Genomic DNA, 22,644 nt, shown 5'->3' on the forward strand with positions numbered 1-22,644 from the left:
GTTATTTCCCTTTCTATTTTCTAACTGCATGGCATTTTCTAAACCTTGCAGTTAGCTGTGGCATCTTTTACAAGAAGGGAATCTGGAATTTTTTGTTTGGACTAAAATGCCTTTTTCTGTTTTTTATGCTTTACGCATTCTTGTGCTGCTGATTTGTACTGCTCTTGTAGGTTGGTTGTTGCATGGCACCCTTGTCACGGCCTTTTTCAACAACCCAATCCTGAATGGCTTAATCCTCTGTTTACTAATATTTGGATGTGTCCGTAATCTTATTCTCGTTCTACAGCTTTTACCGGCAACAAAATGGGTTTTTACTTCCCTAAAGGACAGAAAAATCAACAGACCTACCTCCGCCTTTCTAACACCTCTTTATTTCCTTCTGGAAAGGCTGCTCTCCAATACGCCGACCTCCGTTGAAATGCTTCAAAATGCAATGGAGAGCATCTCCATCCGGCTTGATGAAAGACGTGAAACCAGCCGCTACCTTACAGGGCTACTGATTTTCCTTGGACTCTTGGGAACGTTCTACGGGCTAATCCTGACCGTTTCTTCCATTTCAGAGGTGATCAACAATTTATCCCTTGAGGTGGAAAATATTTCCACCATGTTTACGCATCTTAAATCCGGTTTGGCCAAGCCCCTTTATGGTATGGGTACAGCCTTTTCTGGCTCCATGTTTGGATTGGCTGGAGCTTTGCTGGTTGGTTTTACAGACCTAACCGTTGGCCATGCTCAAAACCGTTTTTTCAACATGCTCGAAGATCAGGTTGCCCTTTTCCAACAAGAAGAAAATATTCATAATACCTCCTCCTTGCAGGGTTCACCCCATTATATCCAAGCCTTATTGGAGCAGTCCAGCGAGCAACTCGGAAATCTTACCACCCTTCTTCACCATATCGAGCAAGACAGGCTACAGAACACCAGGCTCCTTTTCGAGATACAAAAAAACGTGCTCTCCCTTACCCATACTATGGAAAATGTTGTTCAAATTACGCAACAAAATGCCATTATCCAGCAACATGTCCTCAATACCCTGCAACAGACTCCCCCGTTTCCTACTGAAGAGACAGGCCATACGCCCCCTTCTTCACCCCTTACCTTGGCCACGCTCAGTGCCCAGCTTGACACTCTTCTCCATTATATGACGAGCAGCCAAAAAGAGACAAGCCAGGAGATCCAAGCAGAAATACGCTTACAAACCAAGGCTTTAACCCTGGCCCTTGATTCTCTTCATAAGAGCTCAACTCCATAAGGTTTCTCATGGCACGCAGAAAAAAAACATCTCTTGAAACCCATGCCTGGCCAGGATATGTCGATGCTCTTTCAACCTTATTAATGGTTGTAACCTTTGTGCTGCTTGTTTTTGTTATTGGACAGGTTTTACTTTCAATAGTAGTCACAAATAAGGAGCGCAACCTTCGTACCCTCACCAACGATAGGCAAACCTTACTTCAGCAGGTTCTTGAGGCCCAAAAGAAAAGCCTTGCCCTTTCCCAACAGATAGAACAGCAAAGCCAGGCCCTATTCAGCGATACCCACCAGATTGAGGCTTTAAAAGAGCAAAACCAGTCTCTAACTCAGCAACTCACTGCCATACATTCAACTTTTGAAGCCACGCAAGCCCAACTTTCAACTCTCCAGGCCAGTCAGGCACAGGCCCAAGCCACGTTAACTGCTACTCATCGAGAGCTTGAGCAAAGTACGACCACCATTGCCTCCCTTACAAAAAAGCTTAATGCCACCATGGCGGCACAAAATTCTCCCCTTCTAGGGATTCGCAACGAATTTTACGCCCATTTAAAAGAGCAGCTTAAAAATCAAAGTGGGCTTGGCGTTATTGATGATCGGTTTATTTTTCAAAGTGAGATTCTTTTTCCTCCTGGCACTGCTGAACTTTCACCAGAAGGTCAAAAAGTTATTGCAACACTCGCCCACACCTTAACAGAAACTGCAAAACATATTCCCCCGACTATCCCGTGGATTTTAAGGGTGGATGGCCACGCTGATCGACAACCTATTCATTCCACCTATCCCTCCAACTGGGAGCTGTCTACGGCACGTGCCATTACTGTGGTTAAACTTCTTATACAGAATGGCGTTAACCCTGCGCATTTGGCCGCAACGGGTTTTGCAGAGTTTCAACCTATTCATCAAGAGTCTACACCCGACGCATTCGCTAAAAATCGACGAATCGAATTCAGGCTAACCAGCCGATAGTAACCATGTTAAGTGAAAATCACTCCTAAAGAGCTTGGCCAAAGGCCTTGGTATGGAGGCTCTGCAAACGAGATTTCGCCTCTTCATGAGCAGGGCTTAAGGCTAGAACATGCTTCCAGGCTTTATAAGCGGCCATCATATCTCCCTTCTGCTCTTCTACTGTAGAGAGGAGGTCCCAGGCTGCGACATCATTTCCATCCAGGTGAATAGACCTGGCCAGATCAACCAAGGCCAGCTCGCTTTGGCTACCGGCTGAATAAAGTTGTGCGCGTTGTCGATAGAGTAAAGCCGTATCAGGCTGAAGAAGAAGTGCGCTATTTAAGTCATCCATAGCAGCAGAAAACTTATGGGCCTCCATGTTTCTTACAGCAGACCGTAACAAGGCCTTAGCCATAGGATGAAGGGCGCCCTGCCTTAAAAGCTCCATTTCCTGCTCAATTTTTATAGCATCTTGAGAATGGTGGGTTCTGGCCAATAAACGGGCGAGTTCAGATAACTGTTTTAGTAAAAGAGCCTCGGCATTTTTATCTTTTGTTCCCTGCTCACCATCAGAAATATGGCCCTTTTCATTTTTTGCAGAATTTGCTGAAATCAAAATGGGAACACCCCCTCCTTCCCTTCTTTCTTGAGCCTTCAAGGAAGAGGAAGCATTAAGCGGATAAAACGCCACAACTAAGAGCCAATACAGCTTTAAAGGCTTAAACATTCTATCTCTTTATTGTTTTGCTCAGACGAAAAATACCCATCCTGATGTCTACAGATCCAAAAAAACTAACAATATTCAGAGGTTTATCAATATCCAGGGTCTTATACAGAATCAGGACAAGAAAAGATATGGACATCCACAAACAGCCTACCTTTTCCCTGATGGGAGGCTCACCATGGCGAGAATTCGCTCTTGGTGAAGTTATTTAGCGCCACTACTAACGATAAAGTATAATATCCTTCAAAAGAAGAGCAAAAAACCTGCTGCATATAACAAAAAAGCGAATGCTTTTCAACACCGCCTTTTGCTATACTCTATCTAAAAAAGAGGCCAATACTCCCAAGCCTTCTTCCCAGCAGGGCTTAACCCTAGGCTATTAGCCCTGACGCGCTTTCATGCGGGGGTTTTTCTTATTAATAACATAGACACGTCCATGGCGGCGAACGACACGGCAGTCTTTGTCACGGACTTTAGCCGATTTAAGGCTATTCCTGATTTTCATGACGAAGCTCCCTTAAAATAAAAACAATAGCCCCAAAGCTGCCTATAAGGCGACTCTTTATAATTGCTGATACCAGATGGCCTAAATCTCAAGAAAAGTCAACAAAAACGTTTAAAACGAGCAAAAGGCTTTCAATTATGCCAGAAAATACAATTATGTCAGAAAGACAGACCGTTCTCACCACTTGTTCTCTACGGCATCATTCCCTATTTTAATGTAAAAGCTGTAATACACTTAATGGATCCTCTCCCTACTCAGAAGGTCTATGCAAAATGTTGAACATCTTTGTCTTTAAAAATCTTTACTCTAGCCTTCATAAATAATTTTTATCATGATAAAAATTATAATCCATTGGTAAAATCACGCCGTAAATATGATATACCCTATAAAACGAACGCTTTATTATAAAAATTTATCGTAACACGATATCAATAAGGCGTCATCTCTCAGGGTTGTTTAATTTTATTTTTAATTTCATGAAAGGTTTCACCCATGTTAACGATCGGTGATAAGTTCCCAAGCTTTGATCTCACAGCTGTTCCAGCTGGCGATGCCGGCCTTAAAGGTGAGTTTGTCCAAATTACAGATCAAAGCAACCCTGGAAAATGGAAAGTTGTTTTCTTCTGGCCCAAAGACTTTACCTTTGTCTGCCCAACTGAAATTGTCGCTTTTGGCAAGCTCAACAAAGATTTTGCAGACCGTGATGCTGTCGTCTACGGTGTTTCTATCGATAATGAGTTTGTTCATACCAATTGGCGCCTTCACCACGAAGACCTAAAACACCTTCAAATTCCCATGCTTTCTGATATTAAGCGTGAGCTTTCCCAATCAACCGGTGTTCTTTCTCCAGAAGGTGGGGTTGCTCTTCGGGCTACCTTTATTGTAGATCCAGAAGGCATTATCCGTCATGTCAGCGTCAATGATATGTCTGTCGGCCGTAATCCTCAAGAAATAATCCGTATTCTGGATGCTCTACAAAGCGATGAGCTTTGCCCATGTAACTGGAATAAAGGTGATAACTTCATTCAGGTTTCGTAAAATAAAGAAACGCACCCCCCCTTATTCTATATTTTGCCGAGCCTGCCCTTCGTGGCAGGCCTTTTTTTACTCAATATCCCACACCCCTTAAAGGAAACACACCATGTCCTTAGAAGCTCTGAAAGATGTCCTCCCTGATTATGCGAAAGATTTACGCCTTAATCTCAGCTCCCTTGCCACTGATCCATCCTTAAGCCCCCAACAATTAGCTGGTACCTTTATTGCCAGTGCTATTGCCTCAAGAAATAACAAGCTAACTCAAGCCCTTAAGGCAGAATTTGCCGATAAGCTTTCAAACGAAGCCTTACAGGCCTGTGAAGGGGCTGCTGCGATTATGGGAATGAATAATATCTATTATCGTTTTGTGCACCTTGTCGGGGGCGAATATGGCAAAATGCCCGCTAAACTCAGAATGAATATTATCGGCAACCCGGGTGCCGAAAAAGTAGACTTTGAATTATGGTGCCTAGCTGTTTCTGCTGTGAATGGATGTGGAATGTGCATGGAAAGTCACGAAAAAACCGTAAGAAAAGAAGGTATTACCCAAGAACAAGTTCAAACAGCCATTCGTATTGCTGCAACAGTTCATGCTGTAGCTGTTACATTAGAATATGAAGATGCCAAGGCATAATCTTTTATGGGAAAATAACGCTGACATCCCTGATCAAAAAATCAGGGATGTTTTATGCAAAATTAAATGGGACCGTCAGATTAGACAATTTTGCAGTTAAATAAATAACCAATGCTTCCATTCCAGCCTTTTTTATTAAAATCATTAAACATACGAAGCGACTGTTCAATAATTTCATCTTCAGTCATATTTTTCTTATCAGCCAGTTTTTTCATGTTAACGCTAAATAGATTTTTTCGGTTACCGTCTTTATCCACAGCCGAAAGAACCACGGTCTTTGTGTTATAATTAATGCAAAATACCGCTGTAATAATATTGGTATATTTAATGGCCACACATTTCATAACGGCATCAGTGACAGAGTCTGCTTTCGCTAGAACCTGATCTTTGTCATCTTTAATAATATAGTTTTCCATTGTTATTTGTTGCTTTCGCAAATAAGTTTAAATGGCAGTTCATTTTACCATTTTAGCAATTGATATAGATCAATTAAGAACGCTCTCTTTGATTTATACCTTCTTAACACATTTATTTCATTATAAAAAATTAACAATAATAAGAGAATTGTAAAAAAACAGAGCTGAAATGATAACCCTATCCTTCTATTGTTATGCTATGATTAATTGGACCTGCTCCTGCTCCATACCCAGGTGCAGTCTTAAGGGCTTTTATAAGGTAGGTACGCGCTCTTTTTACTGCCTCTGTAACCGATAACCCTTGCGCCAATCCTATTGATATGGCACTTGCCAATGTGCAGCCAGTTCCATGAGTATGGCGTGAAGGGATACGTTCTCCCGTAAATTCAACAATACCCTCTTCTGTCAGAAGGAGATCTACTAAATGATCTCCTGCCAAGTGCCCCCCCTTAACCAAAACGCGCTTGACTCCCCTTTCATGCAGCCTAAGAGCGGCTTGTTTCATATCATCTGGCGTTTTGATAGAAAACCCAACAAGGATCTCTGCTTCTGGGATATTCGGGGTCAGCAAAAAGGCACGAGTTAACAACAGGTTACAAAACCTCTCCAAAGCCTCTTTTTGTAAAAGGGCATCTCCTCCTTTGGCCTGCATGACTGGATCAATAATCAGGGGAATAGAAGAATATAGGGTTTGCGAAAGGGTTTTAGCCACCACTTCGACAATCTCAACGGAGTGGAGCATCCCAATCTTAATAGCATCAGCACCAATATCATCTAAAACTGAGAGAAGCTGACGTTTCACAAATGTTGGTGGAACAGGAAATACCTCCTGAACACCAAGCGTGTTTTGCGCAGTTAAGGCCGTAAGGGCCGTAGCAGCATACCCATTGAGCATAGTAATGGTTTTGATGTCTGCCTGAATGCCTGCTCCACCGCCACTATCACTCCCCGCAATAACAAGCACACGCCCCCTCATTATTCTCCCCTCTCAGAGTGCTGATGTTTTCACCGCTTGGTGAATGGTGGGTATTTCTTGCTCTATAACCTCAATCATAGTCTGAACACTCTCTTCCACCAGGGCACGATCCTCAGCTTCAACCATGATCCGAATCACCGGCTCTGTCCCGCTTTTTCTTAAAAGGATCCGCCCTTTATTGCCCAAATTTTTGCTCATTTCCTCTGCTTTGGCCTGAACTTTTGGATTTTCTAGCGGATTAGAACCTGAAAAGCGGATATTGTGCAGTTTTTGCGGAAAAGGCCTAAAAACATTACATATTTCACTCACTGGCGCTTTACTGCGAACCACCACCGCCAGAATTTGCAAGGCAGCTAACAGACCATCTCCGGTCGTAGCAAAATCTGACATAACAATATGACCAGACTGCTCACCCCCAAGGTTAGTTCCGATTTGCCTTATTGTTTCAGAAACATACCTATCCCCCACGGGGGTACGAACAAGCTTTATACCCAGTGTTTTTAAATATCTTTCCAAACCCATATTAGACATTACGGTTGCCACTACGACATCTTCAGCCAATTGCCCACGCTTCTTCCAAAAACAAGCGATAAGCCCCAAGAGCTGATCACCATCAATAAGCTGGCCTTTTTCATCGGAAACCAAAATGCGGTCAGCATCGCCATCTAGTGCTATGCCAATATGCGCCTTATGTTCAACGACTGCTTTACATAAGGTTTGTGGGAAGGTAGAGCCACATTCCTTATTGATGTTTGTACCATTGGGATCGCAGCCAATTTTAATAATTTCTGCCCCTAATTCCCACAAGGCCGTAGGAGCCACCTTGTAGGCTGCACCATTGGCACAATCAATAACGATCTTCAAGCCATCTAGCCTTAACCCACGAGGAAAAGAAGATTTGACACTTTCAATATAGCGGCCAGCAGCATCCCCCATCCTAACGGCCTGCCCTATTGATTCGGGTTGGGCTAATTTGCCTGTAAGGTCTTCTTGCATCAGGGCTTCAATCTCTGCCTCGGTGGCATCTGAAAGCTTAAAGCCATTGGGGCCAAAAAGCTTTATGCCATTATCTGCATAAGGGTTATGGGAGGCAGAAATCATGACCCCCAAGTCAGCCCGTAAAGAGCGGGTTAGCATGGCAATCGCTGGAGTGGGCATTGGCCCAACCAAAGTGACTTCCATACCTGTTGAAAGAAATCCTGCTGTTAAGGCTGTTTCTATCATATAGCCTGAAAGGCGTGTATCTTTTCCTATTAAAACGCGATGTTTTCTGGCCTTATTGTTACCAGCAAAATAAACACCCGCTGCTTGCCCCAATTTTTGGGCTATCTCTATTGTCATGGGGTGAATATTCGCCGTACCACGGACACCATCTGTTCCAAAATATTTTCTTGCCGTACTCATAATCTTTTACCCCTTACCGAAGATTACCCTAGCTTTAGCCAATATTTTCTGCCTGCTTTTCAACCATTCATACCGCGCCAGACCGCAACTGCCTGATGCAAAGCCCTAACATTATGAACACGCAAAATGGTGTGCTGCAATGATAAAGCCGGAAAACACGCCGCGAGTGTACCATAATCTCTCTCAGCTGCAATGGTTTTTGGCACAACAGAGCCTATAAATTTTTTCCGTGATACCCCTAAAACTAGGCGCATCCCCAAAGATCCCAACATTGATAAATGCTTCAATATTGAAAAGTCCTGCTGGGGTGTTTTGGCAAACCCTATACCAGGGTCTAGCATGATATTCTCCTTTGGAATACCTGAAAAAAGCGCTTTCTTAACTAATAAAGCCAGTGATTGAGCGACATGATACACCGGAGAGCATGAATAACTCGTATAATTCATCATAGTTTGTGGAGTACCCCGCATATGCATTAAAATAACCCTTGCCTTATGTTTTGCCACAACCGAAGCAGCCTGGGGGTCAAATGTTAAGCCCGATACATCATTAATCAGGAAGACCCCTTCTTTCAACACAATATCCATAACCTCAGCATGCCGCGTATCCACTGAAATTGGAATTTTTTGGGCAACCAGATAACGTATTATAGGGAGAATACGCTCCAACTCTTCTTGAACGGAAATCTCCCTTGCTCCTGGGCGGGTACTCTCCCCGCCAACATCTATAATTGCTGCCCCCTGCTCTACCATATCCATGGCAGCCTTAATGGCATCTTCTCTTTTTATATAAGAGCTCCCATCACTGAAACTATCTGGTGTCATATTGAGTATCCCCATGATCTGTAAACCTGGGCCTAGTCCCACCATAGGGGGACATACCGTTAAAGGGGTTACAGAGGACATGAATTGTGGGGGAATGCCCTCTACAGGGTAAAGCAAGGAGGAAGAGTTTTCTTGTTGAGAATGCGCTTCATCCCACACCCTTACAAAGGTAAAAGCCTCTGCTTCTTTTCCAAACAATGGCAACGCCTTACCGGCTTGCCTCAACTGAATGGCTTCTGCCCCGCTTATAACCCCCAAGGGCTCTACATAATGGGGCTCTGCATAATACATTTTATTTCTCAATTTCTAAAAAAATCATGCCATTTTATCCATAAAAAAAGAGGAGACTGAGCTCCCCTTTTCTATAACATAGTTTTTATTCGTAAGGCTAACTAACCCATCTGCGGGGCCTGGCTGGATCCCTCACCAAGGCTTGCCGGTTTTGGCAGAGAAGTTGAAGGAACAGAAGCCCTTTTATTCTCAGGTGCAGGTTCATCCACCACATTGCGTTCAACAGGCTCACCACGCAGTACTGTTCTTATTTCATCAAGCGAGAGGGTCTCATACTCCAAAAGCCCTTTTGCCAGTCGATGCAGATCATCAATATGTTCAACCAACAAACCGTGGGCTCGTTGATAAGCTGCGTCAATAATTTCTTTGATTTCCTTATCAATTTCTCGGGCTGTATCCTCAGAAATACTATTCCCTTGAGACATGGAATGGCCAAGGAAAACCTCGTGATTACCATCTCCATAGGCGATCATCCCTAGTTTGCTACTCATTCCCCATTCTGTAATCATTTTACGTGCCAGGTCTGTAGCCATCTTAATATCACCAGAAGCTCCATTAGAAACATTTTCTGATCCAAAAATAATTTCTTCAGCAGCTCGTCCGCCCATAGCGAGGGTAAGTTCCGCAAGGCATTTAGCCTTGCTTTTGGAGTACCGATCTCCTTCAGGTAAGCTCATCACCATCCCAAGGGCACCACCACGAGGGATAATCGTGGCTTTATGAACAGGATCACAATGCGGGGTAAAGATGGCACAGAGAGCATGACCCCCTTCATGATAGGCCGTCATACGTTTTTCTTCATCACTCATGATAAGAGAACGACGCTCAGCCCCCATCATGACCTTATCCTTGGCATCTTCAAGCTCACGCATGGCGACAGTCCGCTTCCCACGGCGAGCGGCAATTAAAGCAGCCTCATTAACCAGATTGGCCAACTCAGCCCCTGAGAAACCAGGAGTGCCCCGGGCAATAACCTTTGGGTCTACATCAGATGCCAGTGGCACTTTGCGCATATGCACCCGCAGAATTTTTTCACGTCCCATAACATCAGGATTAGGTACAACAACCTGCCGATCAAACCGTCCAGGCCTTAACAAGGCAGGATCAAGAACATCGGGGCGGTTGGTTGCTGCAATGAGAATTACCCCTTCATTACTTTCAAACCCGTCCATTTCAACAAGCATCTGGTTTAATGTTTGCTCGCGCTCGTCATTACCACCACCAAGGCCTGCACCCCTATGGCGGCCAACGGCGTCGATCTCATCAATAAAGATAATGCACGGTGCGGCCTTTTTTCCCTGCTCAAACATGTCTCTTACGCGGGAGGCCCCTACCCCTACAAACATTTCAACAAAATCTGACCCAGAGATAGAGAAAAATGGAACATTCGCCTCACCAGCAATCGCACGTGCCAATAAGGTTTTACCCGTTCCAGGAGGGCCAACCAATAGAACTCCTTTAGGAATTTTCCCCCCCAGGCGCTGAAATTTTTGAGGGTCACGTAAAAACTCAACAATTTCCTGTAATTCGCCTTTGGCCTCATCAATACCGGCTACATCATCAAATGTGACACGGCCATGTTTTTCAGTCAGCATTTTCGCACGGGATTTACCAAACCCCATGGCTTTGCCGCCGCCTGCCTGCATCTGGCGCATAATAAAAATCCATGCCCCAACAACTAACAGAATGGGAGCCCAGTTCAGGAGATAGCGTAAAAACGAATTCCCCTCTGTATCCACTGGCTTGGCTGTAATATGCACACCGTGCTGACCAAGGCGAGAAATAAGTTGGGAATCATCTGGTACGTAAGTTTCAAATGCAGTACCATCCTTAAGCTTGCCACTCACAGTATGTTCTTGAATAGTGACAGACTGCACTGTATCCCCATCGACCTTACTGATAAAATCAGAATAGGCCAGCTGCTGCGACTGATGCTGGCCACCCCCTGGCTGGAATACATTGAAAAGAACCACCAGCATAACGATGATGACGACCCATAAGGCCAAGTTGCGACCAAAATTGTTCATTATACTCTTTGTTCCACTCGCTGAGATAAAACTCTTAATTATCAAAAACTGATGTTATTTTATATTAAAGCCTATTTCCTAATAGATAGGAAAGCCTATTCTGTTTTCCCACCCTATAACCCGGCTTTTATTGACTTTAATCGCAAGCCTACCCTGGTATTGTGAGAAACTTAAGGCAAAGTGCTTTAATTTTCTTTGCTCCGTCTTAAAAAATGGATTTCCCTGCACTTTTCTCCGATGTTTCCGTATGGTGAAGTGCAACAAGAAAAAATAAAGTCTTTATCTTGCTTCTCAGAAGATCTGGCTGAAAGCTGATATCTAATGGATAATGCGCATTCCCGTTGGACGAATGGTGATGCACACTTGTCATTGGCAGGAATATCTGATGAAAACACAAAAGAAGACGCTTTTTAAGGATGAATAAATTTTTCCCCTTTCAGAACAGGCTGATGAGTCTGAAAATAAATCTGAAAATGGAGAAAAGTTTTGCAATTGTCATAAATTAAATTTGGTATTCCAACAAGCTCATCCTGAGCTGTAAACAGTGCTGGCAAAGCCCTCAACACAGCCATGGGGTAAGGAAGGCGCTTATTTTTCCTTCCATAGAAAAATTTGAAACGAGCGGCTTCTTCTCCCAATTTTTTCAGGATTAATCCCTGACCAAATACTTCATTGGGGAGATAGACAGCAAAACGATTATCCCACTGTAAAAAAGGCAAAAAAGGCAAGGCTGATTGACTTTCCCTTGCCAAAAGATGGTGAACATCTTGTATGGCAGAAAGCTCCCTCAACAAAAACCACCCATGCTGGTTTTTTTTTCTACTCTTCACTATTCTTACACCAGAAAGAGTGGCCTCTCTCAAAGGCAGCAAGGCAGAAACGGATTTCAAACTTGGGGCATATCTTTTTCCACCGATAACCCGCAATAATTCTCTTAGAGAATAAATGTCTGCAAAACCCTCTGGAATAAACCCATATCCTTCAGAATAAAGGGTACCACCTTGAGTGGAAAGAATCCTGGCGCGCACCTTTTCATTCTCCATCCTTTCTTGGCCTGCTGTCCGAGCTTTCCTTAAAAGCAAGTAAGATTCTTTTCCCAGGGTCTTATTTTTTCCCAAATTGTACCTGACTTGAACCCGCCTGGACTTCAAGTCCTTATTAGAAGGATCTTCTACCCATGATAGATTTTCTTCGATCAGGCGTTGCTTAAGCCTCTCAGCAGGCACATCAAGCAAAGGTCTAACAATCCTTACAGGAGCGGTTTCCCTAATAAGGGCCATGCCAGCAAGGCCAGCCCTATCACTGTTCGCCTGTTCTCTTAATGCAACGGTTTCTGCTTGGTCTGAGGCATGATGGGCAACAAGAAGATCTACTGCGCCATAACGTATGCAGCTTTGCACCAAAACCTCGTACCGTGCCGTGCGGGCTCTTTCAGCAAGGGAGCTACCAGGGAATAAAGAAGAAAGAGTGATAATCTCACAGGGCATTCCAAATGCGGCCAAACGTTTTTTGGTCAGAGAGGCTTCCTCGGCAGAAGTGGATCTTAGGCCATGGTCGACTGTAAGCCCCATAACGTTTTTTCGCCATTGCCGGCATAAAAATGCGAGGGCAAGGCTATCTGCCCCCCCTGAAACTGCCACCATAATAGGGGCACCAGTTTCCTTATCTTCTCCCCAAGGCCCCAAAGGCTCAATAAGCGTAAAGAATTCTTTATTACTTAGCGCCAGCACTCTTGTCCAACTGTCTGCTGCTCATTGTCCCCAGACCTTCATAACACTATTCATAAACACCATAAGATTTCATAAACACCATAAGATTTCATAAACACCATAAGATTATGAACAACCCGCTCGTTTTTTTACAGAAACTAAGGCTGCTTTAACGTTTGCTTCTGGTGAAGGAAACTCACTCTTTAATTTTTCGGCAGCTTGACAAGCCTCTTTTTTCTTTCCGTCAGCTAACATAGCTAAGCTGACCCCTAAAAGAGCATGCTGGCCTTTTGATGAACGAGGAGATTTTTGATAAGCATGATAATAGGCCACTGCAGCTTGCCCATAATCTTTCATGCCGGAATGGGCACGACCAAGAAGATAATACGACTCTGCCTGGGTAGAAGCCGTATGAGCACTGGAGAGAGATTGCTCGGCATAGCCTTGGGCCAAAGAATAATCGCGTTTTGATAAAGCAGCCTGAGCAGCTTGCAAAGGCGAGGCCGAAGGTGCAGGAGAAGAGTCCTGTTGGGCATGCTGTGCAGCAGAAGATGGTGTAGCCTCTCCTCGCTTCTCCGTGGTGAGCTCTCCTGATGTTGGTGCAACCGTTGAGGCCTCTCCTCCACCATGTTGAGAAGCGAAATTCATATCGCTAATCTGTTTCTTCAACAGCTCTGTTTTCTGCTGCAGATCATTCGTTAGCTGATCTAATTGCCCGCGCATCTCCCTTTGTTGCTGCTCAAGATCTGAGACACGCTGTAAAAGCTGGGTGAGGATCTGCCCAGTGCCGGCACGGCGAGCATGGTCATCGTCGTCGTCATCATCGGAAGAGCCGGTGCTCGCAAGCTGACCTTGGAGCTGAGTAATCTGTTGGCGAAGTTCAGAAACTTGATCTTGAAGGCCGCCATCTGTATCCGACTGGGCATAGCCTTTACTTGTCCCAAAATAGGCCACCATCCACCCAGCTATAACCACCAGGCAGATAACCTGCCTGAACCCTGCCATAGCAGGTCGTATAAATCTACAATAGGGGCTCATCATTGCTCTCTGTTCTTTGTCATGTAAAGTTCTTTGTCATTTAAAACTCCAGCTCTATGGTAAAATAGAAATAATTAAAATTCCATAGCAAATGGTACCTCTACCCTGTACATTATTTTTGGTACAACCTGCTAAAATTTAACAAGCCTACAATCTTTGCCAACACGATGTACCGGATAAAAAACATTTTCATTCTGCTGCATTATCACCGTCAAAGGGCTGTACTTTCACTCAGGTCGAGCATTGCGCCAGAAGAAGGAAAAAGCCTAGCATCAAATCACCTGACATCAAGCCAATGATAGGGAAAGAATAACGACACTCTACTAGATGGCTGTAAAATAACTGATCAGTCCCTGAATCAACAGTGGTCACCCTAAATTGGGCACTGTTACCTTACCTTATAACGCATACAAGGCCGGCCTTCTGATACAGAAAGACCAGCCTTGTACAAAATTTAACAAAATCTATAGTTTTATCTCTACAGCTCTATAATAAGGTGTTTTTACTTAACTGAGGTAATAGCATTACGGTTTTGAGCCCAAACTTCTTCTCCACTGCCAGTTGCCGTTGGGCGGTCTTTACCATAAGAAATAGTAGAAATACGAGCAGGGGAAATCCCTCTGGCAACAATATAGTCACGAGCAGCATTCGCACGGCGTGAACCAAGAGCGATGTTGTATTCTTCTGTTCCTCTATCATCGCAGTTTCCAGCGATCATAACGTTCACATCAGAATATTTTTGTAGCCAAGCTGATTGTCTGTCAAGCGTAGCACGAGCTTCGCTGGAAAGGTTATTGCTATCAAAAGCAAAGAAGATCCTGTCACCAACATTGGCAACCAAATCGGCCTGGGTACCGGGAGTGATAGAACCAGCATTCTGCCCAGAGGTTGTGCCCATACCTGTTGCGGCGCCTTGGTCTGCATCATCGTCAGAGCAGGCAACCAGAAAGACAGAAAGACCTAGTGCGGCAACTAATTTCAAATTCATTGTATTATTTCCTGTAAATAGATTGGAAACATCGATATTATAAAACTATTTTGTCAAACGCGAAATGAAGCAAAAAGTTTAACAGCCCGCAACAATCTTTCAAAAGCAATATTTTGTAAAACATTTCTCAAAAAAGATTATTATAAGGTGCGTTTTCCATTTCATTGTTTTTACTATATGAATAAGATTTTTTTTCCGGCAACAACCTTTTTTAGGAAAAAATAGAATTAACCATAATTTAATACTGCCTGTTACAAAAAAACATCAAACAATAGCAAAAAAACTACATTCAATTTTTTTATAGTTTTACAATTAAGAGTGATCATTCCTCTCGTGGAGACCATGCCGGATCAGAAGCAGCCCCAGCTGTTCTAATAGGCCTTTCATGCATGCCACTGATATCGATACAACCTATTCCACTGGAGCCACCGCCCCCTTGGCGACAAAAGGCCAACACCCTGCCATTGGGGCAAAATGTAGGGCTCTCCACTGTATAGCCTTGGGTTAGAATACGTTCGCCACTTCCATCCGGGGCCATGACTCCTACGGAAAATCCGCCATGGGCAATTCGTGTAAAAGCAATCAAATCCCCACGAGGAGACCATACGGGGGAACCATAACTTCCACTGCCAAAAGAAATTCTCCTAGCCCCACCCCCAGAAGCGCTCATAATGTAAAGCTGGGGCTTACCCCCCCTATCAGAGTTAAAAACAATCTGTGAGCCATCTGGGCTATAACAAGGGCTTGTATCGATTGCACCCGAACTTGTGAGCTGGTGCTTCCTTCCAGAACCTAGATCAACCGAATATAAGTCTGATCCCGCACCACGGGTAACAGACATCACAACAGAGCTCCCGCTGGGTGAAAAACGCGGTGCAAAAGAAATTCCTTCAAAATGCCCTAAAATTCTCTGTCGACCTGTAGACAAATTATAAACGTAAACCCTAGGCATATTATTGGCATATGACATAAAGGCCAACTGGTCTCTATGGGGGCTAAAACGCGGTGTCAGGGTTAACCACCGACCATTGGTGAGAACACGATTATTAGCCCCATCCTGATCCATAATGGCTAGACGTGTTTCCTGATGTTTTAACGGGCCAGAACGGGCAATATAGGCAATGCGGGTATCAAAATAGCCCTTTTCCCCCAACATGCGTTCATAAATAATATCACCAATCATATGGGCAATGCGACGCCAATTGGCCTGGGCAGTAGAAAAGGCTGTGCCCTGAATTTGCTGCCCCGTTAACACATCCCATAACCGAAATTCTACCCTGGACCCTCCACCAGCAGCAGAACCGGTCACTAAGGCCCTGGCACCCATATTTTTATAGGATTCGAAATCTGGAGTAGCTCCCGCTGGAGTAGCCCCAGCGATGACACGAAATAGCCCTGTATTATTCAAATCATCCGTAATGACTTTTGTAATCTGATCCCCCGTGCCAGATCCAAAAGACGGTACAACAATAGGAATGGGCTCTGAACGGGCTTTATCAACGGTAATTTCTGAGGCCCCCGGAGCAGAGTCATCATCTTGTGCGTGCGCGGAGAATAACGGTGATAGGGCTATCGACCCAGCAACACCCAAACCTGCTCCAATCGCCGTTCTTCTTTTCAGAAAAAGCTTAGATAAAACTTCTGCCTCATGATCTGTTATGGTTGGCTTCATAAAACTCTGCTCCATTTTTTTAAATAATCCCTATTATAACAACATTTCAGCAAAACCTATAGTATTGGCTTTTCTACCACTATCACCGTAGTTTTTTATGAAAATAATTTACATACAAATTCTGTCATTTTTATATCAAAACCCTGTTGAACATTTCATAATAGCTCCTGCCTCTATGGCCTAAACACAAAGCTTAGTGTGCTTACTTTACCCAAAAACTTTTCAGGAACAGGCAATTTTGAACAAGTCGGGCTTAAAACCGCTGCACGTGCCCGCTCTGCCTGCGCACGATACTGAGGATCGCTCGCCATTTTAGCAACTGTTGCTGGAAGAAACTTAACCAGTCTTGCTACGCCATTTTCATCCACTGTAACCTGCATTTGCGCCGAAAAACTGCTATAATTACGGGCCTCCGTATCTTCCGTATAGCACCGTCTTACAGAGTTTCCTATTGTTCTTTGCTGCCCCATAGAAAGAGCGCTCGTAATATTACCAGTGGGAGACCCACCCCCACGTGCCCCACGACCATGACCAGCCCCCCCATGAGAACTTCCTCGCCCTTTTCCACCACCTGATCCAGACCCAGCAGACATTTTGTCCAGAGCTGCCATTAGGTCATGGGTATCAGGCGAACCACTTTTTCCAGAACCGTTCTTCTCTTCCTTACCATCACGAGCTTTGCCATTCGCAGCCTTTTTCTCACCGGTCTTTCCCTCACCTGCTTCAGACGCTTTAATGGGAACGGGATTTTGCGTTTTTGGCAGACTTTCCAGCTGAGAAAGTTCAGTTGTAGGAGAGACAGACTGCGAAGAGGAAGTCAACGGTTGCACTTTTGGTACTGCATTCACCGCGGTCGAGGATTCAGCAGTCTTGGGTTGGGTTACTTTTTGTGGCTCTGCTGCATCTGGTGAAAGTTGAGTGGGGAGCTCTTCCAATGGGTTTTGCTTGGTCGGCTGAAGAGTTGGCAGCGGTGTCACAGGCTTTATAGGTTCTGCCAATTTGGAAGGTGTTGGCACAGAAGGTGCCTTGCTTTCCATTTGGGGGGGCACAGGCGTAACCGGGCGAGGTGGTGGCTCTGCTGAAGCACTCGATTGGCTTTGCGAGGTGGAAGATGATGAGCCTGATTCCTCCTCAGCTTCTTCGTTTTCTGCTTTTCCGGTTTCAGCTTTTTCCGCGGGGTGGTCAGCCTTGGCCATCTCCCCAGTACCGCCTTCAAAAGCCATTTCTATGGTTTGTTCCGCTGGAGGCTCTGGCATCTTTCCCTGCATGGGAATAAAAAAAAGCGCTATAATGACGACCACACCATGAAGCAGAACAGAAACAAGCGTAGACTTACGCAGAACATTTCGCTCGGAGCGACGAAGGGGTACAATCACGAAAGAGGTCCTCCATCCATCGCAATGCAACCCTTACTGTGGAATCTTACCGGTTGGCTGCTGGGCCAGCAGTGCAACATGGGAAAACCCACCTGTGGTAATCAATCCCATAATTTCCATAATACGCCCATAATTCAAACGGGCATCCCCCCTCACAAAAACACGCCGCTCAGGATCATTTCCAGAGGCAGAATGAAGCTGATTAATCAGCTGATCCAACGTAGTACGATTCTCCCCCAGGTAAATACTCCCATCTTCTTTAATAGAAATGGTAATAGGCTTATTGTCTGACTTTAACTGAGAAGCTGAAGTCTTTGGTAAATCAACATTAATACCGCTTGTCATCATTGGTGCTGTGACCATAAAAATAATTAAAAGCACCAGCATAACGTCTACCAAAGGGGTAACGTTAATCTCAGACATCGGCCGCTTCATCCGTGAGCGACCCCTGCGGGATACATAGGACATTATTCTTTACTTTCCTGTCTTTCTTCCCTTTCCTCAGATTGACGGGAAAGGATGGCAGAAAACTCTATTCCAAACGCATCAAGCCGGTCGGCAAACAAGGTCAGGCGATTGCTAATCACGTTATAGGCGACAACAGCAGGAATAGCAGTAACAAGACCTATCGCTGTTGCAAACAAGGCTTCAGATATCCCAGGGGCAACAACGCTAAGGCTTGTATTATGCATAGCAGCAATAGACCCAAAGGCATGCATAATCCCCCATACCGTACCAAACAGCCCAATAAACGGGGCAACAGGGCCTATGGTTGCCAGAAAAATCATCCATCTTTCCAACCGTTCCATTTCCCGGGTAATGGTAATTTGCATAGCCCTATCAACCCGTTCTTGAACCGATGCACGAGAAAGGTCTATTCCTGGAATACGGGCAGAACGCCGCCACTCTCCCATAGCAGCCCCAAATACTGCCGCAATGGGGTGCGTTGGCTTTGCGCCTTCAGCCTCATACAATTCATCAAGGCTACCGCCTGACCAGAACTGGTCCTCAAAGAAGGAGGCCTGACGGTTTACACGGCGCAATGTTGTGGTTTTGTCAAATATCAAGGCCCAAACCCAGCAGCTACACAACACCAAGGCAACCATAACCAGCTTAACAACCAACGTTGCCTGGATGAATAATCCCCAAAGGGAAAGACTGCCAGCTCCTGCTGCGGCGAGGTTTGCGGCATCAACTGTAGTATTCAAATAGACCTCCTAGACATTAACACCTGTTGCGAAGCAGCAAATTTCATAAAATTTACGGTTTTATGCCGATTCTGTATATTCAGCGATATTTATAATAGGAATTTCTGAATTAATCTATATGGACCCATAAAATGCCAAATTTTAGGGCGAAATCGCCAAAAGGGCCACTTTCCATTTTTCTGGCATCCGTACTGGCCGCATAGTCTGGGTGCTAAGACAGGCCAATTTCACCTCCATGCTAGCGTATAAAAGCGCCCCTACTGTAAAAAGCTGCAACAGCACCGTGGTAGCCCCCTGAATTTCTTGCAGAATTGTGGTAACGGTCACCTCATCATCCAGTTTTAAGGGCCTTTTATAGGAAATATTGGCATTGGCCACGACAAAGCACATATTATAATCTTGCGCGAGATCTAGAACAGACGCTTGGCAAGAACGAAGCGCTTCTGTTCGAGCCCGTTCAGCAAAGGCCAGGTACCGCGCATGATACATCACACCCCCTGCATCTGTATCTTCATAATACACTCGTATCCGTATACTATGTTTCGCCATCCTTTTCTTCCTTTTTCGCCAGCATATCCAGTTGGGCACCCAACTGCTCGGGAGGAATAAGCCCCAAATGTTGCCAGCCCCGCATACCCAACATCCGGCCACGGCTTGTGCGCATAACCAACCCCTCTTGAATCAAGTAGGGTTCTACCACATCTTCAATCGTATCGCGAGATTCTGCAAGCGCTGCTGATAGGGTCTCTACCCCTACTGGGCCTCCATTATGGAACTCTGCAATACGGTGGAGATAGCGCCTATCCATTGCATCCAAACCCAAACGATCAACCTCCAGTTTAGTCAAGGCCCTATCGACAAGCGCGCGGGAAACCTCTGCCTGAGTTCCCCCTTCCTCATCATCAACCCCGGCAAAGTCCCTTACCCTGCGCAAAAGCCGCCCTGCAATACGGGGTGTACCACGAGAGCGACGTGCAATCTCCTCGGCTGCTGACTCTGATAAACTAAACTGTAATTTACGGGCTGTATGCATAACAATGGTTTGCAATTCTTCAACCTCATAAAAAACCAATCTGAGAGGAATACCAAACCTGTCCCGCAAGGGGGTAGCCAAAAGGCCTGCCCGCGTTGTTGCCGAAACTAAAGTAAAGGGCGGAAGATCTATTCTCACCGAACGAGCTGCTGGCCCTTCCCCAATAATGAGGTCAAGCTGAAAGTCTTCCATAGCGGGATAGAGAATTTCTTCTATAGAAGGTTGAAGACGGTGAATTTCATCAATAAAAAGAACATCATGAGGTTGCAGATTAGTCAGGATTGCAGCCAGATCCCCAGACCGTTGAATAACGGGGCCAGAGGTAGCACGAAAGCCAACCCCCAGCTCGCGAGCAACAATCTGGGCCAAAGTGGTTTTCCCTAACCCTGGCGGGCCATACAGCAGAACATGGTCAAGCGCTTCTTTACGATTTCGAGCAGCTTCAATAAAAACAGCAAGGTTCTCCCGCACCATTTTCTGCCCAACAAACTCTTTAAGCGTTTGAGGACGTAAGGTGGTTTCCGTGATATCTCCAATTTGCCGGGCCTGTTCTACCAGCCTTTCGGAAGGTTCATCCATAATTGTTTAACATTCCCCATTCCATTAAGACCACTCAGATTAAACCCGAGAGAGTGCCTTCAAACAGGCCCTGATAACCTCGCTAAGGACCGCTTCTCCCTCTACTGTAGCAATAACGCCAACCACAACAGGAAGGGCTTCAGAACGCCTGAACCCCAACCCTTCTAGAGCCAGAAGGGCATCTTCCTGTACAGAATTTCCTACAGGAAGTTTCTGCCCTTTTGCACGGATTTGCAATGAAGGGCTCTCTAAAGTACCTGAGGGCAATGCTAGTGCTGGCTTATCCTTTAATTCTGTAACAATGCGGGTTGCCAATTTTGCGCCAATACCTGGCACTTTTACAAGCGAAGCCTTATCAGCAGAAGCAATAACAGCATAAAGTTCCTGAGGGGTAAAGAAAGAAAGAGCAGCCATCCCCATACGGTTTCCCACACCCTGCACACTTGTTAAAAGACGAAACCAGTGCTTTTCCTCAAGGGTTTGAAACCCATATAAGGTCATAGCATCCTCCCGCACCACGGTTTCAATAAACAGGCTAACCTTTTCTTCTGGCTTTGGCAGATTAACCATGAACCGTGAAGAAACATAGACGATATACCCCACCCCATTAACGTCTAAAATACAATGGTCTACATCTTGATGAAGGACAAAACCTTTTAAGAACCCGATCATGGCACTAGCCTCTTTGCATGGCTGCCAAAACCTTTTTGGCGGTGGCTCGATGATGGGCATGGCAAATAGCCACCGCTAAGGCATCTGAGGCATCAGCCCGCTTGATAAGAGCCCCTGGCAAAAGTCTTCTGACCATCATCTCAACCTGTTCCTTACTAGCAGAACCTGTACCAACCACCGATTTTTTAACGGCCTTAGCCCCATACTCTGCCACCACAACGCCAGAAAGTGCCGGAATTAACAGAGCAACTCCCCGCGCATAGCCCAATTTGAGCGTTGAGTCCCCATTCCGGTTCACATATGTTTCCTCAATGGCTGTTTCATGAGGCGCATAAATTGTAAATAACTCGGTTAACCCTTTATGCAACGCCGTAAGGCGTTCTGGCACAGTCTTGGATGATTCAGTTGCTATAACACCATCAGCCACATAACGCAGGCGGTTACCGTCGCTTTCCAGAATACCCCACCCTGTATAACGCAACCCCGGATCAATCCCTAAAAAGCGAAGCATCACACCTACTCAGAAAGCTGTTCAGCAATCATATCAGGAAAGTCAAAATTCGCATAGACAGACTGAACATCATCGTTATCATCCAGCACATCTATCAGCTTAAGCAGGCTACGGGCCTTTTCAACATCATCAATGGTTACCACTGTACCGGGTCGCCATTCGAGACGGGCAGAACGGGCTTCCCCAAAGCGGGTTTCCAGTGCATCCCTCACGGTAAAAAACTGTTCAACCTCACAGGTGACTTCATGGCCCTCTTCAGAGCTTTCAACATTCTCTGCACCCGATTCAATCGCTGCTTCCAACATGTCTTCCTCAGAAGTGGCCTCAGCGGAGTAGGCAATCACTCCCATACGGGTAAACATAAATGAAACTGAGTTTGTCTCCCCCAAGGAGCCACCATATTTTGAAAAAGCAGCCCTGACATCAGAGGCAGTACGGTTTTTATTGTCCGTAAGGCCCTCCACAATAACAGCCACCCCATAAGGCCCATAGCCTTCATAACGCACTTCGGTATAGTCATCGCTGCCACCGGCACCCGTTGCTTTTTTTACGGCCCTTTCAATCGTATCCTTAGGCATATTCACTTCGCGCGCCGATGCTATTGCAGCCCTTAAGCGCGGGTTAGAGGCAGGATCGGGCAGGCCAGAACGAGCTGAAACCGTAATTTCACGGATAATTTTTGCAAATTGGCGCGCCCGTTTCGCATCTTGAGCACCCTTGCGGTGCATGATGTTTTTAAATTGGGAATGACCAGCCATAGAGCTCCTCTTAATTCACATTATTTTATAAAATCAAATAAAATCAAACTGCTACAGTGTTAATCTAA

General features: G+C 45.2%; 23 protein-coding genes. 4 read left to right on the forward strand and 19 right to left on the reverse strand.

The window, feature by feature from the left end; genetic code table 11:
• Positions 1–106 precede the first annotated feature (106 nt).
• Entirely contained in the window at positions 107–1,252 is a 1,146-nt protein-coding gene (locus tag JGUZn3_RS09180; RefSeq protein ID WP_203413234.1) for a flagellar motor protein MotA, read from the forward strand.
• An 8-nt stretch (positions 1,253–1,260) separates the two neighbouring features.
• Positions 1,261–2,217 carry an OmpA family protein gene (locus JGUZn3_RS09185; RefSeq protein ID WP_203413235.1) on the forward strand — a complete coding sequence of 319 codons (957 nt, stop codon included), beginning with the start codon at positions 1,261–1,263 and terminating at the stop codon, positions 2,215–2,217.
• Between the two features lie 25 nt (positions 2,218–2,242).
• Here JGUZn3_RS09185 and JGUZn3_RS09190 read toward each other — a convergent pair whose 3' ends face one another.
• Both JGUZn3_RS09190 and ykgO read right to left on the reverse strand, forming a co-directional pair.
• Entirely contained in the window at positions 2,243–2,923 is a 681-nt protein-coding gene (locus tag JGUZn3_RS09190; RefSeq protein ID WP_203413236.1) for a tetratricopeptide repeat protein, read from the reverse strand.
• Positions 2,924–3,299: 376 nt separating this feature from the next.
• Positions 3,300–3,425 (reverse strand): type B 50S ribosomal protein L36, encoded by a 126-nt coding sequence (gene ykgO, locus JGUZn3_RS09195; RefSeq protein WP_077807834.1) that lies wholly within the window; start codon positions 3,423–3,425, stop codon positions 3,300–3,302.
• Between the two features lie 492 nt (positions 3,426–3,917).
• Between ykgO and JGUZn3_RS09200 the strand changes: the two genes are divergently transcribed.
• Both JGUZn3_RS09200 and JGUZn3_RS09205 read left to right on the forward strand, forming a co-directional pair.
• Positions 3,918–4,463: a peroxiredoxin gene (locus tag JGUZn3_RS09200; RefSeq protein ID WP_203413237.1), complete on the forward strand. Its 546-nt coding sequence runs from the start codon at positions 3,918–3,920 to the stop codon at positions 4,461–4,463.
• A 103-nt stretch (positions 4,464–4,566) separates the two neighbouring features.
• Positions 4,567–5,094 (forward strand): carboxymuconolactone decarboxylase family protein, encoded by a 528-nt coding sequence (locus tag JGUZn3_RS09205; protein WP_203413238.1) that lies wholly within the window; start codon positions 4,567–4,569, stop codon positions 5,092–5,094.
• A gap of 80 nt (positions 5,095–5,174) precedes the next feature.
• Here JGUZn3_RS09205 and JGUZn3_RS09210 read toward each other — a convergent pair whose 3' ends face one another.
• From JGUZn3_RS09210 to JGUZn3_RS09290, 17 genes are all read right to left on the reverse strand, one after another.
• Positions 5,175–5,510: a hypothetical protein gene (locus tag JGUZn3_RS09210; protein WP_203413239.1), complete on the reverse strand. Its 336-nt coding sequence runs from the start codon at positions 5,508–5,510 to the stop codon at positions 5,175–5,177.
• A 178-nt stretch (positions 5,511–5,688) separates the two neighbouring features.
• Entirely contained in the window at positions 5,689–6,486 is a 798-nt protein-coding gene (thiD, locus tag JGUZn3_RS09215; RefSeq protein ID WP_203413240.1) for a bifunctional hydroxymethylpyrimidine kinase/phosphomethylpyrimidine kinase, read from the reverse strand.
• Between the two features lie 12 nt (positions 6,487–6,498).
• Positions 6,499–7,890 carry a phosphoglucosamine mutase gene (gene glmM / locus JGUZn3_RS09220; protein WP_203413241.1) on the reverse strand — a complete coding sequence of 464 codons (1,392 nt, stop codon included), beginning with the start codon at positions 7,888–7,890 and terminating at the stop codon, positions 6,499–6,501.
• Between the two features lie 59 nt (positions 7,891–7,949).
• A complete protein-coding gene (gene folP / locus JGUZn3_RS09225) occupies positions 7,950–9,005 on the reverse strand; it encodes a dihydropteroate synthase (protein WP_203413242.1) in 1,056 nt (351 codons plus the stop codon).
• A 101-nt stretch (positions 9,006–9,106) separates the two neighbouring features.
• Positions 9,107–11,032: an ATP-dependent zinc metalloprotease FtsH gene (ftsH, locus tag JGUZn3_RS09230; protein ID WP_203413243.1), complete on the reverse strand. Its 1,926-nt coding sequence runs from the start codon at positions 11,030–11,032 to the stop codon at positions 9,107–9,109.
• Between the two features lie 410 nt (positions 11,033–11,442).
• Entirely contained in the window at positions 11,443–12,762 is a 1,320-nt protein-coding gene (gene tilS / locus JGUZn3_RS09235; protein ID WP_203413244.1) for a tRNA lysidine(34) synthetase TilS, read from the reverse strand.
• 105 nt (positions 12,763–12,867) lie between these two features.
• Complete coding sequence (locus JGUZn3_RS09240) at positions 12,868–13,782, reverse strand: tol-pal system YbgF family protein (RefSeq protein WP_203413245.1); 915 nt, start codon at positions 13,780–13,782, stop codon at positions 12,868–12,870.
• Positions 13,783–14,281: 499 nt separating this feature from the next.
• A complete protein-coding gene (gene pal / locus JGUZn3_RS09245) occupies positions 14,282–14,767 on the reverse strand; it encodes a peptidoglycan-associated lipoprotein Pal (RefSeq protein ID WP_203413246.1) in 486 nt (161 codons plus the stop codon).
• A 322-nt stretch (positions 14,768–15,089) separates the two neighbouring features.
• Positions 15,090–16,439, reverse strand: a complete 1,350-nt coding sequence (tolB, locus tag JGUZn3_RS09250; protein WP_408871746.1) for a Tol-Pal system beta propeller repeat protein TolB — start codon at positions 16,437–16,439, stop codon at positions 15,090–15,092.
• Between the two features lie 173 nt (positions 16,440–16,612).
• On the reverse strand, positions 16,613–17,815 hold the full coding sequence (locus tag JGUZn3_RS09255) for a hypothetical protein (protein WP_203413248.1): 1,203 nt from the start codon (positions 17,813–17,815) through the stop codon (positions 16,613–16,615).
• Between the two features lie 33 nt (positions 17,816–17,848).
• Positions 17,849–18,283, reverse strand: a complete 435-nt coding sequence (gene tolR, locus JGUZn3_RS09260) for a protein TolR (RefSeq protein WP_203413249.1) — start codon at positions 18,281–18,283, stop codon at positions 17,849–17,851.
• Positions 18,283–19,023 (reverse strand): protein TolQ, encoded by a 741-nt coding sequence (tolQ, locus tag JGUZn3_RS09265; protein ID WP_203413250.1) that lies wholly within the window; start codon positions 19,021–19,023, stop codon positions 18,283–18,285. The genes tolR and tolQ overlap by 1 nt, the downstream gene beginning before the upstream one ends.
• Before the next feature lie 141 nt (positions 19,024–19,164).
• Entirely contained in the window at positions 19,165–19,572 is a 408-nt protein-coding gene (locus JGUZn3_RS09270) for a YbgC/FadM family acyl-CoA thioesterase (protein ID WP_203413251.1), read from the reverse strand.
• Positions 19,559–20,635 carry a Holliday junction branch migration DNA helicase RuvB gene (gene ruvB / locus JGUZn3_RS09275; RefSeq protein WP_203413252.1) on the reverse strand — a complete coding sequence of 359 codons (1,077 nt, stop codon included), beginning with the start codon at positions 20,633–20,635 and terminating at the stop codon, positions 19,559–19,561. The genes JGUZn3_RS09270 and ruvB overlap by 14 nt, the downstream gene beginning before the upstream one ends.
• A gap of 39 nt (positions 20,636–20,674) precedes the next feature.
• Positions 20,675–21,307 carry a Holliday junction branch migration protein RuvA gene (ruvA, locus tag JGUZn3_RS09280; RefSeq protein WP_203413253.1) on the reverse strand — a complete coding sequence of 211 codons (633 nt, stop codon included), beginning with the start codon at positions 21,305–21,307 and terminating at the stop codon, positions 20,675–20,677.
• 4 nt (positions 21,308–21,311) lie between these two features.
• On the reverse strand, positions 21,312–21,818 hold the full coding sequence (gene ruvC / locus JGUZn3_RS09285; RefSeq protein WP_203413254.1) for a crossover junction endodeoxyribonuclease RuvC: 507 nt from the start codon (positions 21,816–21,818) through the stop codon (positions 21,312–21,314).
• 5 nt (positions 21,819–21,823) lie between these two features.
• Entirely contained in the window at positions 21,824–22,576 is a 753-nt protein-coding gene (locus JGUZn3_RS09290) for a YebC/PmpR family DNA-binding transcriptional regulator (protein WP_203413255.1), read from the reverse strand.
• Positions 22,577–22,644 lie beyond the last annotated feature (68 nt).

This window comes from Entomobacter blattae (assembly GCF_014672835.1).
In the GTDB taxonomy this organism is placed as follows: Bacteria; Pseudomonadota; Alphaproteobacteria; order Acetobacterales; family Acetobacteraceae; genus Entomobacter; species Entomobacter blattae.